The 13,082-nt window shown below is 71.7% G+C and carries 13 protein-coding genes; 3 read left to right on the top strand and 10 right to left on the bottom strand.

Annotated features, from left to right (window positions below; translation table 11 throughout):
• Positions 1 to 2,193 (bottom strand): DNA translocase FtsK (locus tag MKK53_RS02500; RefSeq protein ID WP_243926572.1); only part of this gene is annotated, 2,193 nt, incomplete at its 3' end.
• 177 nt (positions 2,194 to 2,370) lie between these two features.
• Here MKK53_RS02500 and mtnA point away from each other — a divergent pair.
• A complete protein-coding gene (gene mtnA, locus MKK53_RS02495; protein ID WP_243926570.1) occupies positions 2,371 to 3,468 on the top strand; it encodes an S-methyl-5-thioribose-1-phosphate isomerase in 1,098 nt (365 codons plus the stop codon).
• Between the two features lie 21 nt (positions 3,469 to 3,489).
• On the opposite strand, the gene MKK53_RS02490 is transcribed toward mtnA, so the two are convergent.
• The 8 genes from MKK53_RS02490 to MKK53_RS02455 form a co-directional block, all read right to left on the bottom strand.
• Positions 3,490 to 3,852, bottom strand: coding sequence for a hypothetical protein (locus MKK53_RS02490; protein WP_243926568.1), 363 nt, complete (start codon positions 3,850 to 3,852; stop codon positions 3,490 to 3,492).
• A 100-nt stretch (positions 3,853 to 3,952) separates the two neighbouring features.
• Positions 3,953 to 4,165, bottom strand: a complete 213-nt coding sequence (locus tag MKK53_RS02485) for a hypothetical protein (RefSeq protein WP_243926566.1) — start codon at positions 4,163 to 4,165, stop codon at positions 3,953 to 3,955.
• A gap of 238 nt (positions 4,166 to 4,403) precedes the next feature.
• Positions 4,404 to 5,843, bottom strand: coding sequence for a pilus assembly protein TadG-related protein (locus MKK53_RS02480; RefSeq protein ID WP_243926563.1), 1,440 nt, complete (start codon positions 5,841 to 5,843; stop codon positions 4,404 to 4,406).
• Positions 5,828 to 6,568: a TadE/TadG family type IV pilus assembly protein gene (locus tag MKK53_RS02475; protein WP_243926560.1), complete on the bottom strand. Its 741-nt coding sequence runs from the start codon at positions 6,566 to 6,568 to the stop codon at positions 5,828 to 5,830. Before MKK53_RS02475 ends, MKK53_RS02480 begins: the two co-directional genes overlap by 16 nt.
• Positions 6,568 to 7,113, bottom strand: a complete 546-nt coding sequence (locus MKK53_RS02470; RefSeq protein WP_243926558.1) for a TadE/TadG family type IV pilus assembly protein — start codon at positions 7,111 to 7,113, stop codon at positions 6,568 to 6,570. Before MKK53_RS02470 ends, MKK53_RS02475 begins: the two co-directional genes overlap by 1 nt.
• Before the next feature lie 86 nt (positions 7,114 to 7,199).
• A complete protein-coding gene (gene fliP, locus MKK53_RS02465; protein ID WP_243926556.1) occupies positions 7,200 to 7,955 on the bottom strand; it encodes a flagellar type III secretion system pore protein FliP in 756 nt (251 codons plus the stop codon).
• Complete coding sequence (locus MKK53_RS02460) at positions 7,952 to 9,013, bottom strand: lysylphosphatidylglycerol synthase domain-containing protein (RefSeq protein ID WP_243926553.1); 1,062 nt, start codon at positions 9,011 to 9,013, stop codon at positions 7,952 to 7,954. Before MKK53_RS02460 ends, fliP begins: the two co-directional genes overlap by 4 nt.
• Before the next feature lie 26 nt (positions 9,014 to 9,039).
• Positions 9,040 to 9,471 (bottom strand): hypothetical protein, encoded by a 432-nt coding sequence (locus MKK53_RS02455; protein WP_243926551.1) that lies wholly within the window; start codon positions 9,469 to 9,471, stop codon positions 9,040 to 9,042.
• Between the two features lie 213 nt (positions 9,472 to 9,684).
• On the opposite strand from MKK53_RS02455, the gene MKK53_RS02450 reads away from it, so the two are divergent.
• Positions 9,685 to 11,013, top strand: coding sequence for a capsule biosynthesis protein (locus MKK53_RS02450; RefSeq protein ID WP_243926549.1), 1,329 nt, complete (start codon positions 9,685 to 9,687; stop codon positions 11,011 to 11,013).
• An 86-nt stretch (positions 11,014 to 11,099) separates the two neighbouring features.
• Positions 11,100 to 11,384: a hypothetical protein gene (locus MKK53_RS02445; RefSeq protein WP_243926580.1), complete on the top strand. Its 285-nt coding sequence runs from the start codon at positions 11,100 to 11,102 to the stop codon at positions 11,382 to 11,384.
• A 280-nt stretch (positions 11,385 to 11,664) separates the two neighbouring features.
• Here the strand turns inward: MKK53_RS02445 and MKK53_RS02440 are convergent, their stop codons facing one another.
• A complete protein-coding gene (locus MKK53_RS02440; RefSeq protein WP_243926547.1) occupies positions 11,665 to 13,026 on the bottom strand; it encodes a sigma-54-dependent transcriptional regulator in 1,362 nt (453 codons plus the stop codon).
• Positions 13,027 to 13,082 lie beyond the last annotated feature (56 nt).

The raw sequence follows: 13,082 nt of genomic DNA, 5'->3' as shown, positions 1-13,082 counted from the left end.
AAGCTGCTCCGCGCCCATCTCCCCGAGGATCGTCCGCGAGTCGATCTTGCTCGTCACCTGGAAGCTGATCCGGGTCGGGAAGTTCGCCTTGATCGTCCCGGTGATCACGTCCACCGACGGACGCTGCGTCGCCATGATCAGATGGATGCCCGCCGCACGCGCCATCTGTGCCAGCCGCTGGATCGCCCCCTCGATGTCCTTGCCCGCCACCATCATCAGGTCGGCCATCTCATCGACCACGATGACGATGTAGGGGAGCGGGGCGAGGTCCATCTCCTCGTCCTCGTATACCGCCTCGCCGGTCTGCCGGTCGAACCCGGTCTGGACCGTGCGCGTCAGCACCTCGCCCCGGGCCGCCGCCTCGGCGACGCGGGCGTTGTAGCCGTCGATGTTGCGCACGGCGATCTTGGCCATCTTCTTGTAGCGCTCCTCCATCTCGCGCACGGCCCACTTGAGGGCGATCACCGCCTTCTTCGGGTCAGTCACGACCGGGGAGAGGAGGTGCGGGATGCCGTCGTAGACCGACAGTTCCAGCATCTTCGGATCCACCATGATCAGCCGGCACTCCTCCGGCTTCAGCCGGTAGAGCAAGCTCAGGATCATCGTGTTGATCGCCACCGACTTGCCCGAGCCGGTGGTGCCCGCCACCAGCAGGTGCGGCATGCGGGCGAGGTCGGCGATGATCGGCTCGCCGCCGATGTTCTTGCCCAGGCACAGGGCCAGCTTGTGCTTCGTCTCCACGAAGTCCTCGGAGGCGAGGAGTTCGCGCAGGTACACCATCTCCCGGCGGGCATTGGGCAGTTCGATGCCGATGGCGTTGCGGCCGGGGACCACGGCGACGCGGGCCGAGACCGCCGACATGGACCGGGCGATGTCGTCGGCCAGGGCGATGACGCGGCTCGACTTGGTGCCCGGCGCCGGCTCCAGCTCGTAGAGGGTCACCACCGGGCCCGGCCGCACGGCCAGGATGTCGCCGCGCACGCCGAAATCACCCAGGGTGGCTTCGAGGAGCGTCGCGTTCTGCTCCAGCGCGTCGGCGGAGACGAGGCTCGCCTGGGACGGCCCGCGGGGCTCGGCCAGGAGGTCGAGGGCGGGCACTTCGTAATCCTGCCGCTCCCGCGGCGCCGGCCGGCGGGCGGGGGGCGGGCCGGCCACCGGGGCGGCCACCCGCGACGGCGCGGGGGCGGGCCGCGCCGCGGGTGCGGCCCGCGCGGGGGCTAGGTCGGGCTCGTGGTCCTCGGGCTCGTGGTCCTCGGCCTCGTCGTGGATGACGGGGGCCGGACGGCCGGGCTCCGGGCGGGCGTCCGCGTCGAAGACGGGCTCCCGCCGCCTGGGCGCGGCACGCTCGGCCTCCGGCAGGTGGTCCGCCCAGGGGAGATCCGCATCGGAGAAGGCACGGCGGGCCGCCAGCGCGGGCGAGGCGCCGTCGAGATCCTCGCCCCGGCCGGCGCGCCAGGTATCGACCCGCCCGGCGACGGAGGCGCGGGCCCGCATCAGGCCCTGCGCCAGCGCGCCGATCCCCACGAGGCCGAGGCCGGGCTCGTCGCCGTCGCCGTCGCGTCCGTCACGGCCCCGGTCGCCGACGCGGCGGACGGGATAGGGCTCGTCCGGGCTCTCCTCCTCGGCGGGGATGAAGCGGCAGGCGCCCGTCAGGCAGATGATCGCCACCGCCGCGAAGCCGAAGCCGGAGAGCGGCGCGAGGCCGGAGAACACGGCGCCGAGCAGCCGGCGGATGAGGGAGAGCAGGCCGTCGCCGGCCACGCCGCCGAGGCCGGTCGGCAGGGGCCAGCGGGCGGTGGGCGGCAGGGCGCTCGCCACCGCGCTCGCCGCGCAGAAGCCGACGATCCAGAGGACGATCCGCGCGCCGCCGCCGGGCAGGTCGCGCTCGCGCATCAGCCGCACGCCCCACAGGGCCGGCGGCAGCACGAAGGCCAGGGAGCCGAGCCCGAGGAGCTGCATGGCGAGGTCGGAGATCACCGCCCCCGGCTGGCCGAGGACGTTGTGGGCCGCCTGCTCGGTGGCGTGGTTGAGGCTCGGGTCGTCGATCGACCACGTCGCCAGCGCCACCGTCATGGCGACGGCGGCCGTGAACAGCACGAGGCCGCCGAGCTCCGTGAGACGCTTGCCCAGGAACGGGCGCACGCCGTCGACGAAGGTCTCGTAGGGCGATGCGGGACGGCGAAGCGAGCGCATGCGGGACCGGACGCAGAACGGAAGACTTAACCCCGACGCTGGCAGAGAGGGCTTAACGACCGGCTAAGGTTGAGGAAGGCTTGAGCCCGACTTCACCCTCGGTTGTGAACGCCGCCGGGCCACCGGCACCCGGGGCGCGGGCGTGCAAAACCGGTCCCGTTGTGGCACATCCCGGCCATGAACATCGACGGCAAGCCCTACCGCACCATCTTCCCCGATGCCGACGGGACCAGCGTCCAGGTCATCGACCAGACGCGCCTGCCCTTCGCCTTCGACGTGAAGCGCCTCGCCACCCTGGACGACGCGGCGGTGGCGATCCGCACCATGATCGTCCGCGGGGCGCCGCTGATCGGCGTGACCGCCGCCTACGGGCTGGCGCTCGCCATGCGCGAGGATGCCTCGCTGGAGGGGATCGACCGCGCCTGCGCGACCCTGGCGGCCACGCGGCCCACCGCCATCAACCTGCGCTGGGCCCTCGACAGGGTCTCCGCCACCCTGCGGCAGGTCGAGCCCGGCGAGCGATTCGCCCGCGCCTTCGCCGAGGCCGGGCGGATCGCGGAGGAGGATGTGGCGAGCTGCCGGGCGATCGGCGCCCATGGCGGCCGGCTGATCGCCGACCTGCACAAGGCGAAGGGCCGGCCGATCACCGTGCTCACCCATTGCAACGCCGGCTGGCTCGCCACCGTCGATTGGGGCACGGCCCTCGCCCCGGTCTACGACGCCCACGGGAACGGCGTGCCAGTGCATGTGCTGGTGGACGAGACGCGCCCGCGCAACCAGGGGGCGGCGCTCACCGCCTTCGAGCTGAACGGCCACGGGGTGCCGCACACGGTGATCGCCGACAATGCCGGCGGCCACCTGATGCAACACGGCAAGGTCGACCTGTGCATCGTCGGCTCGGACCGCACCACCGCCGAGGGCGACGTGTGCAACAAGATCGGCACCTACCTGAAGGCCCTGGCGGCCCGGGACACCGGCGTGCCGTTCTACGCCGCCCTGCCCTTCTCGACGATCGACTGGACCCTGCGCGACGGCGTCGCCGAGATCCCGATCGAGGAGCGCGATGCCCGCGAGGTGACGCACCTCACCGGGCGCACGGAGGATGGCGGCTTCGCCACCGTGCAGGTCGTCTCCCCCGGCAGCCCCGTGGCCAACCCGGCCTTCGATGTGACGCCGGCCCGGCTCGTCACCGGCATCATCACCGAGCGCGGCGTGTGCGAGGCGCATGCCGAGGGGCTGCTCGGCCTCTATCCCGAGCGGCGCCGGGCGGCCTGAGCCGGCCGCCCCGTCCCGGCGTCAGTCCCGGGGCGGCACCGCCCAGGACGGGGCGATGACGTATTCCTTCGGCCGCTTGCGCTCGCCGAGGCGGCCCTCGGAATACTGGTCGTGGTAATAGTCGAAGCCGGTGAAGCCGAAGCCGCCGCCGTTCATCACCTGCGCCACGGGCACCGCCGGCCGCGCGAGGTCCGGGCGGGAGGCCGGGGCCACCGGGCCGAGGACCGTCCCTTCGAGGACCGAGGGGCCGTCCGGCGCCACGAAGACGAAGCCCTCCGGCCGCGACGGCACGGGGACCGTCTGGGCCGAGGCGCCGCCCGCCACGGCGGCGGGCCCGAGGATGGCGGCGGCGATCAGCGACTTGCGCAGGGTCGAAGGGCTCACGCGGGGCTCCGTCACTGTCTGTCTTGCACTGTCTGTCTCGGGACGATCCTAGCACGCTCCGGCGGGCGGGCGCAGGCGCCGCCGGCCGATTCCGGTGCGATCAGCCGCGGGATTGCAGCACCACCTGGGGTGCCGCCGGGACCGGCCGGCAGCCGGTGGTGAAGGCGTTCAGCGGCAGCGGCCGCGACGCGCAGGCATAGACGTCCGACGGGCCGGGCGCGGGCACCGGATCCCGCGCGATGATGGGGTTGGGCGCACAGGCCGAGGCGGCGGCGGCGAGCAGCAGGGCGGCGATGGTGGTCAGACGGCGCATGCGGCTCTCGGAACGCGGGACGGGAGACCCCCGCCCGGACCCTGCGCAGGCCCGCAGCCCCTGACAAGCGGACTCGCCCGCCGGGACGACCCTTTGGCGCCCCCTGTCGCCCGGCGGCAACAATCGGAGGGCGCATCGCCGGCGTTTCTGCGCGACGGGAGGGAATCTCCCGCCCCCGCCCCCGCCCTGCGTGCCTCTGCGAGGACTCGCCCTTCGGTGAGCGCGCCCGGCCCGGGCCTCACTGGGTGATGCGCGCCACCCGCAGCGCCTGGTCGAACATCGCGCTGAGGGCGTTGTTGATGTCGGTCGGCGTGTTGGCCGTATAGAAATAGCCCGGCGAGGCGCACGACTTGAGCGGCGTCGCGAGGGTCGGGCTGAAGCCGTTGACGCGGTTGTTCTCCCACGCGATCCCGCCGCTGTTGTTGACGAAGGTGATCTGATTGTAGGGGATGTACAGGACCGAGATCGTGGCGCCCGCGGTCTTGAGGGCGGAGCAGGTGGTGGGGTCGATCTGGGCCGGCTGCGAGCCGTCCCACCACGCGTTGCCGTAGCCTGTGAACTTCGACGGGTTGCCGGGGTAGGCGTACTTGCCCCCCACCGACGTGAAGAAGTGCTGGCTGTTCTGCATGCCGTCGGTGATGAGGAAGACGAACGGCTTCGGCTTGGCGGTGGTGGAGCCGTCGCCGTAATTCGAGATGAGCGCCTGCATCTGCGGCATCGCCGCCTCGAAATGGGTGCCGCCGCTGCCGGTCCCGGTGCTCGGATCGTTGTTGGTGTAGAGCTGGGTCGCGCCGGTATCGAGCAGGTTCGTGAAGGCGAGGGGCCAAGTCTGGCTGCACTGCGCCGCGAGGTTGAGGGTGGCCATGGTGCTGGTCAACCCCGCCAGCGTCGCGAGCTGGTCGATGAACGGGTAGATGCCGACCCGGTACTGGTTCGGCACCACCGGCGCCGAGGCCCGCTGGATCAGGTTGCAGACCGCCGTGTTCACCGCGTCCGACCGGAGCTGGATCTTGCCGGCCGCCAGGGTCCAGCCGTTATAGCCGGGGAAGTGGCAGGCGAACTGGCAACCCTGCTGGTAGTCCGACCACATGTCGGTGTTCTTCGCGGCGAGGGCGGCCATGGCGCTCGCCGTCGCCGGCAGGCCCATCGAGCCGGACACATCGACCATCAGGTAGAAGTCGAGGTAGCTCGGCAGGTCCACCGAGGCGGTGACGGTGTTGGTGAGCGCCGTCGTCGGCGACCGGAATATCTTGCCGAAGTTGTTCTGGACCGTCGCGGTGTAGACCACGGTCGAGGTCAGGGTCTGGCCGGCGCGCGTCACCACCGGCGTCTGGAGCGCCACGGTGGTGTAGGGGACCTTGCCGGCGTTGACGCTGAACGAGTTGACGGCCTGCTGGACGCCCGCGGCGATGCCGTTCTGCGTGACGTTGGTCTGGCCCGGGTTGGCGCCGATATAGGCCTTGGCGGTCACGACGGCGGCCAGGGCGGCGGCGTCGGCGGCGGCGTTGAGCTTCGTCTTCGCGGTGATCGCCGAGCCGTAATCCACCCCGAGGCCGATGAGGCCGACGAGGGGAATCAGGCTCAGGCCGAAGATGATGCTGATGTTGCCGCCCCGGGCCCGCGCGAGGGCGGCCCCCCGGGCGGCGGCGCGGCGGGCGCGGGTCAGTATCCGGGACATTTGCTGGCGATCCCGTCGCTGTTGGTGGTGTCGTAGTTCACGAGGGTGGCGTAGCGCGGCTGCACGTAGGCGCTCCGGGAGATCTTGATCTCGGGGACGAAGCTCGAGCCGAAGGTCGGCGTGTACTTGAACACCACGTCGATCACGATGAGGGAGGCGGGGCCGAACACCGAGCGCGGCAGGGTCGTCGGGCTCGGCGGCGCGGTGTTGTCGGCGGGAAGCTGCGGCGTCGTGCAGGGCCGGTAGGCGATGCCGTAGGGCTGGGCCGTGCCGACGGTCGTCCAGACGACGCTGGCGGTGTAGCAGGCGCTCTGGTCGGTGGGGTCGTTGCAGGTGGCGGTGGTCTTGGTGAAGGCGATGCTCGCGTAGTTGATCGAGATGTCCTGCCACCAGGAGACGTTCCGGCGCTTGGCGTCGCCCATCAGGAACGGGAAGATCACCAGCGCCGCGTCGGTGCTGAAATGCAGGTCGGCGGCGGTGACGGTGGCCACCGACGCGTTGGCGGGCGGCTTGGCCTGCGAGATCATCTGGCTGATCGAGCGCGCCAGCTGCCCGACCTTGCGGCTCGCATTGATGTAGAGGACGATCTGGGTCCCAGCGAGCAGCAGCGTCAGCAGGATCGGGAGGATCACGGCGAACTCGATCGCCGCGACGCCGCGCTCCGCCCCGCCGAAGCGGCGCAGCAGGGGGCCGGCGAAGGCCGGGACGGCGGCGGCCCGGCCCATCAGTACTGCTCGTTCCGGAAGGCCGCCGTCGCGATCGCGAGGTAGGCCGCCTTGCCGTTGAAGGTCGCGCCGCCGCTCAGCATGGCGGCGAAGCCGGAGGGCAGGAAGGTGATCGGGTAGATCACCTGCAGGTACTGGAAGTCGCCCTGGGCGCCGAGGCTGAACTGGCCCGCGCCGGGCGACAGGGCCGGGATCGACAGCCCGCTCTGGTCGGCTTTCACGTAGGCGTAATAGCCGGCCGGCTGGGCGCCCTGCGTGACCGTGTAGAGGTTGATGACGAGGTTGGCGCACTGGATGCCGGGGGGCAGCCGGCTGCACAGGCTCTGCGTGAAGGTGCCGAGGGTGGCGGAGTTCGTCTGCGCCGAGCCGGTCAGGATGTCGCGCGCGGCGGCGTTCGTCGCGTAGTCCACCGCCTGAGTAATATAAAGAATCGCGCCGGCCAGCATGACGAATAGCGTCGTCAGGATGAAGAGCGTACCGACGAGTGCGAATTCAACAGCAGCAGCGCCACGACGGTCGCCAAGGAAATCTGCCGGCTTGGCCATGGCGGGGTTTTAGCGGCGAGAGCTTAAATCCTTGATAATTGGATTGCCCACACCGGCTCACATTCGCTGGAGCGGGGGCGCCCCGGTCAAGTCCCGTAGCTCTGCACCAGCGAGCCGGCGACCAGCCCCCACCCGTCCACGAGGACGAAGAAGATCAGCTTGAAGGGCAGGGCGACCGTGGCGGGGGGCACCATCATCATGCCCACCGCCATCAGCACCGAGGCCACCACGAGGTCGATGATCAGGAACGGGATGAACAGCAGGAACCCGATCTCGAAGGCCCGCCGCAGCTCGGAGATCATGAAGGCGGGGGTGACGATCTCCAGCCCGACCTGCTCGGGCCCCTTGGGCACCGGCACCTTGGCGAGGTCGAGGAACAGCTTCAGGTCCTTCTCGCGCACGTTCTTCAGCATGAACGCCTTGAACGGGCCGGAGGCGCGCTCGAACGCCTGCGCCTGCGTGATCCGGCCGGCCACCAGGGGCTCGATGCCGGCGGTGTAGGCCTCCCGGCCCGTGGGGGCCATGACGAAGGCGGTGAGGAACAGGGCGAGGCTGATGATCACCGCCGTGGGCGGGGCGGTCTGCGTGCCCAGGGCCGAGCGCAGGATCGACAGCACCACGACGATCCGGGTGAAGGCCGTGGCCATCACCAGCACCGAGGGCGCCACCGCCAGCACGGTGATGAGGGCCACGAGCTGCAGGGCGCGCTCGGTGGTGCCGCCCGCGCCGAGGTCGACGGTCAGGCTCTGGGCGGCGGCCGGGCCGGCCAGGAGCAGGGCGGCCGGGAGGGCGGCCAAGAGGGCGGCGGGCAGGCCGACGGGCAGGACGGGGCGACGGGTCATCGGGGTGTCGCGGCCGGGCCGATGCCGGCCCTCCGCGCCTCAAGGTTCTGCCACACCAGAAGGGCCGGCAGGCCCAGCACCACGTCCGGCACGCGCTTGGCCAGGGAGAGGGCGAGCGCCGTCCCGCTGTCGATCCCGAACAGGCCGCAGACCAGCACGAAGCCCCCCTCCTGCACCCCGAGCCCGCTCGGGATCAGGAAGGCGGCGGCCTTGATCGCCTGCCCGAGGGCCTCGATCACCACCACCTCCGACAGCCCGACCGGGTGGTCGCCGATGCAGGCGAGGACGATCGCCACCTCGGCGACCCCGAACAGCCACGCCAGGGCGTGCAGCCCGAAGGACTGGGCGAGGTAGCCGCGCCTTCCCCGGCCCCAGACGGCGTCGAGGGCTCCCTGGACCTGGGGCCGCGGCGCGGGCTGGATCTCGGCCTCGCGGACGAAACGCCGGCCGAGGGCGGCGACCTTCTCCTCCAGCACGCGCACCAGCCCGGTGCGCTGGAGGGCGAAGAACCCCACGAGCAGCAGGGCGGCCACCGCCAGGGTCCGGCCGGTCCAATTCGCCAGCTCCGCCGCCGCCGCGCCCTCGACCTGGCCGAGCAGCAGGGCGCCCAGGCCCGCGAACAGGGCGAGCGTCCCCACCTGGAACAGCATGTCCGCCAGCACCGAGGCCGCCGCGAGGGCGCCGGGCACGGCCCAGAAGGTCAGGAGCCGGCCGCCGAGCACGTCGCCCCCCACCGAGGCCACCGGCAGCAGCACGTTGATGCCCTCGCGCACGAAGCGCAGGACGAGGCAGGACGAGGCCGGCGCCGCGCTCAGCCCCTCGAGCAGCCGCGCCCAGGCGACGCCGCAGACGAGGATCGCCGAGGCCCGGGCCAGCACGACGGCGGCGAGCCCGAGGAAGCCGATCTTCCCGAAGGCCGCCGCCACGGCGGCGAGGTCGTTCGTCGCCACCAGCCATCCGGCGAGGCCCAGCCCCACCAGTGTGCCGGCCAGCGGCAGCCGGCGCAGGACCGCATGGCCGATGCGGGCCCGGCGCGACCGGTTCGGAGCGAAATCCAAGGGCGGGGCGTCCTCGGCCGTGGCAGTCAGGGGATGCGGGGCGAGTCGTCGCCCCCTTCGTCGGGATTCGGGCTTCCGGCTAGACCGGCAATGGGGCCGAATTCGGGGAGGAGCGCCGCCCGGGCGCCCTCGCGCCCCGCCGCGGGATCGAGGAGCAGGACGCGGCCCGCGGCGAGGCTCGCCCCGGTGGCCACCGCCACCGCCCGCTTGGGGCAGGGGCCGAGACAGCCCGTCTCGATCACGCAGAGCTTGCGCCCCTTGCCCTTCCCCCCGCCCCCGGTGGGCAGGAGGTCGGCATAGGCGTCCTTCAGGAGCTTGCGGACGGCCTTCGCGGGCAGGCCCTGCCGCTTGGCGCATTTGGCGCAGACCACGGCGAGGCCGCCGAACTTGGACTTCGCCATGCGGACGGGCTTGGGGCCGGAGGGGGCCACGCCGGCCCGTCGTGCGTCTGTCGTCATCGTCCTGCGATCATGGCCGGGAAGGGCGCGTGCCCCCCGTCGCGGTGGGGGCGAGCCCGGACCGCGGCTTTAGGCGCCTGCCCGGGGCAGCGCAACGTCCGAGGGGGATGCCTTAAAAAGGGCCGAAAAGAGCGGGATCCCGATACGGCGCACGGGCCGTCCTCGGCCGGTTTGTCCCGAGGGGCGCCGGCGTCAACCGGGAAAAGCGAGCGGATGAGCTTGGACGACGTCAAGGAGGCATTGAAGGAGGACTCGCGCGAGGGTGAACTCGTCGCCTTCGTCCCGCCGACGATGACCGACCTGCGCCGCGAGGCGGAGACGATCCAGCCCATCCCGCCGAAGCGCGGCCCCCTGGCCCTGCTCCGCTCCGCGGGCACGCGCATGGACTGGCGCCGCCTGCCCGGCCTGCGCCCGGCGCAGGAGGAGAAGCCCCTGAGCTATGCGGGGCAGCTGTTCCGCCGCATCGGCCTGTTCGTGCTGCTGCCGACGGCGGTGGTCGCCGTCTACCTCTTCGCCATCGCCTCCGATCAGTACGTCGCCTCCGCCCAGTTCGCGGTGCGCGGCAACGTCGAGCCGATGGAGCATGCGAGCCTCGGCCAGTTCACCGCGCTGATCCAGAAGCACAACAGCCAGGACGGCTACATCGTCCGCGACTACATCCAGAGCCAGGCCATGGTCGAGGAGCTGGAGCGGAGCATCCACATCTCGCGGATGTTCTCCCGGCCGGAGGCGGACTTCTGGGCCCGGTTCGACCCCCGCGACCCGGTCGAGGAGCTGACCAAGTACTGGCGCAAGCAGGTGAGCGCCGACATCGACGCGATCTCGGGCGTGATCCGCCTGAACGTGCGCGCCTTCACCCCGCAGGACGCGTTCACCATCGCCCGCGAGGTGGTGGCCCGCTCCGAGGTGCTGATCAACGACATCTCGAAGCGCGCCCAGGCCGACATGGTGGCCCAGGCCAAGGCGGATGCGGCCACCGCCGAGGACCGGCTGCGCAAGGCGCACCTCGCCGTCCAGACCTTCCGCAACAAGTGGGGCCTGATCGACCCGGTCAAGACGGCCGAGGGCACGCTGACGACGCTGACCCTGCTCCGCAAGGAGAAGATCAAGCTCGACGGCGACCTCCAGGTGCTGCGCAGCTCGAACCTCGACGAGCGGTCCCGCTCGATCCAGACGCTGGTGGCGCAGGTCGCCGCCCTCGACCAGCAGATGAAGATCCTGCAGGACGAGATGACCAGCAGCGGCCCCACCGCGGACGGCCAGCAGAACCTGACCGAGGCGCTGCTCGCCTACGAAGGGCTGGTCGTGGAGCGCACCATCGCCGAGAAGCTCGAGGAATCCGCCCACGTCCTCTACGACCGGGCGCGGATCTCGGCCGCGAAGCAGCAGATCTTCCTGGCGACCTTCGAGCGGCCGGTCCTGCCCACGGAATCGCTCTACCCGGAGCGCGGGCGCACCATCTTCGTGATGCTGTTCTGCTTCATCGTGATGTGGAGCTCCTTCACCCTGGTCAAGGCCGGCATCCGGGACCAGCGCAGCTGAGCCCGGCGCGGCGGATACCGTTTTCCGGCGGCCTGATTTAGAGGGAGGGGACCATGTCCGCTGCCCCGGCCACCCCCTCCCACCCCATGTCGGATTTCTCAGCCCTCATCGCCAAGGCGATCGACCCCGCGATGTCGCGGCAGGAGCGCGAGGGCGTGTACAAGCTGGTGCGGGAGGCCGTCCTGAGGCTGCAGGAGCGGGACGGGCTCGACCCCGCCGACCACCGCGCCGCCTTCCGCCGCCATCTGGTGGAGGAGACGATCCGCGACATCGAGAGCGACGTGGCGCGCTTCGAATCCCTGCGCAAGCTCGACGAGGCCTTCGCCGCCCAGGCGAAGGAGCACAAGGCGCAGTCCTCCGGGCGGCGCTAGCGCGGTGACGCACTCACTCCGTTCATGCGTCCCTGCCCTGGCTTCTTGTGTTGGCATCGATTTTTCCAGACACGGCTGACGCCGTCGTCTGGATCGATGCACCAGGGCGTTTTCCGCACACCTTGGATCGGGTGGTCCCGCGGCCCCGCGCGGGTCCCCTCCCCCCTGTGGGGAGGAGAGCCCCACGATCCGGCATTGTCAGAGAACGCGCTCGGTCCGCCCGGGACCGTTCCGCGGGACAGGGAGCGGGCCGCCCTCCCGGGCGTGGCCGCCCGCCGGCTCACCCGACCGCCGCGCCCGCCCGGGCATGGCCCGGCTCGGCCACGTCGAGGCCCGACGCCACGTAGTCGTTGAGCTTGTTGCGCAGGGTGCGGATCGAGATCCCGAGGATCTTGGCCGCATGGGTGCGGTTGCCGAGGCAATGGTCGAGGGTGTCGAGGATCAGGTCGCACTCGACCTGGGCCACGGTGCGCCCGACGAGCCCCCGCGTCACCGCCTCCGCGGCCTGGGCCGCGCGGGCCACGGGGCCGTCCGCGGCCAACGTCTCCCCCTCGGGGGTGAGGACCGCCTCGGGGCCGATCTCGGAGCCGGAGGCGAGGAGGACCGCCCGGTGGAGGGTGTTCTCCAGCTCGCGGACGTTGCCGCGCCAGGGGTTCTTCAGCATCAGCGCCTGCGCCGGGGCCGAGAGGGGCCGCGCGGGCAGCCCGTTGGATTCGGCGTAGCGCCGGGCGAAATGGGCGGCGAGTTCGAGGATGTCGGCGGGGCGCTCGCGCAGGGGCGGCAGGCGCAGGGAGACGACGTTGAGCCGGTAGAGCAGATCCTCCCGGAACGTGCCCTTGCGGACCTCCTCGGCGAGGTTGCGGTTGGAGGTGGCGAGCACGCGGATGTCGACCCTGACCGGGGCGGTGCCGCCGACCCGGTCGATCACCCGCTCCTGCAGCGCCCTGAGGAGCTTCGCCTGCAGGCGCACGTCCATCTCGGAGATCTCGTCGAGGAGGAGCGTGCCGCCGTGGGCCTCCTCGAACCGGCCGATCCGCCGGGCGATGGCCCCGGTGAAGGCCCCCTTCTCGTGGCCGAACAGCTCCGATTCGAGCAGGGCCTCGGGGATCGCGGCGCAGTTCACGCTCACGAAGGGCTTGGCGGCCCGGTTCGACTTGGCGTGCAGGTAGCGGGCGAGCACCTCCTTGCCGGTGCCGCTCTCGCCGGTGATCAGCACCGAGGCCTCCGCCCGGGCGACCTGCTCGGCGAGCTTGACCACCCGCTCCATCGCCGGATCGCGCCAGACGAAGGGCGTGCGGTCGGCGGCCACCGCCTCCAGCACCGCGGCGATCAGCTCCGGGTCCGGCGGCAGGGGGATGTAGTCCCGCGCGCCGGCCCGGATCGCGGCCACCGCGGCGCCCGCGTCGGTGGAGACGCCGCAGGCGACGACGGGCGTGCGGATCCGCTCGGCCTCCAGGGCCCCGATCAGCGCCGCGATCGGCTGCCCCACATCGACCATCACGAGGTCGGCGCCCTTGGCCCGCAGGACGTTGAGCCCCTGGGGCACCCCGTCGGCCTGGGTGACGGAGGCGCCCCGGGACATGGCGATCTTGGAGGCGGTGATCAGCTCGCCGTTGAGCCGCCCGATCATCAGCAGCCGCATGGTCTCATTCCTCTCGCACGGTCACGTTTCGGGGGGATCGCGGGGGCAGAGCCCCG

This window comes from Methylobacterium sp. J-076, assembly GCF_022829405.1.
Taxonomy (GTDB): Bacteria; Pseudomonadota; Alphaproteobacteria; order Rhizobiales; family Beijerinckiaceae; genus Methylobacterium.
The sequence above is the reverse complement of the archived record's forward strand: the minus strand, read 5'-3'. Positions and strand labels throughout refer to the sequence as shown.

Bases quoted from the DNA above. Each gene is read 5' to 3' on its own strand.
- MKK53_RS02455 (WP_243926551.1), bottom strand. From the start codon at position 9,471: ATGACGACAGACGCACGACGGGCCGGCGTGGCCCCCTCCGGCCCCAAG.
- MKK53_RS02475 (WP_243926560.1), bottom strand. From the start codon at position 6,568: ATGGGCCGGGCCGCCGCCGTCCCGGCCTTCGCCGGCCCCCTGCTGCGC.
- MKK53_RS02480 (WP_243926563.1), bottom strand. From the start codon at position 5,843: ATGTCCCGGATACTGACCCGCGCCCGCCGCGCCGCCGCCCGGGGGGCC.
- MKK53_RS02440 (WP_243926547.1), bottom strand. From the start codon at position 13,026: ATGCGGCTGCTGATGATCGGGCGGCTCAACGGCGAGCTGATCACCGCC.
- MKK53_RS02485 (WP_243926566.1), bottom strand. From the start codon at position 4,165: ATGCGCCGTCTGACCACCATCGCCGCCCTGCTGCTCGCCGCCGCCGCC.
- mtnA (WP_243926570.1), top strand. From the start codon at position 2,371: ATGAACATCGACGGCAAGCCCTACCGCACCATCTTCCCCGATGCCGAC.
- MKK53_RS02445 (WP_243926580.1), top strand. From the start codon at position 11,100: ATGTCGGATTTCTCAGCCCTCATCGCCAAGGCGATCGACCCCGCGATG.
- MKK53_RS02450 (WP_243926549.1), top strand. From the start codon at position 9,685: ATGAGCTTGGACGACGTCAAGGAGGCATTGAAGGAGGACTCGCGCGAG.
- fliP (WP_243926556.1), bottom strand. From the start codon at position 7,955: ATGACCCGTCGCCCCGTCCTGCCCGTCGGCCTGCCCGCCGCCCTCTTG.
- MKK53_RS02470 (WP_243926558.1), bottom strand. From the start codon at position 7,113: ATGGCCAAGCCGGCAGATTTCCTTGGCGACCGTCGTGGCGCTGCTGCT.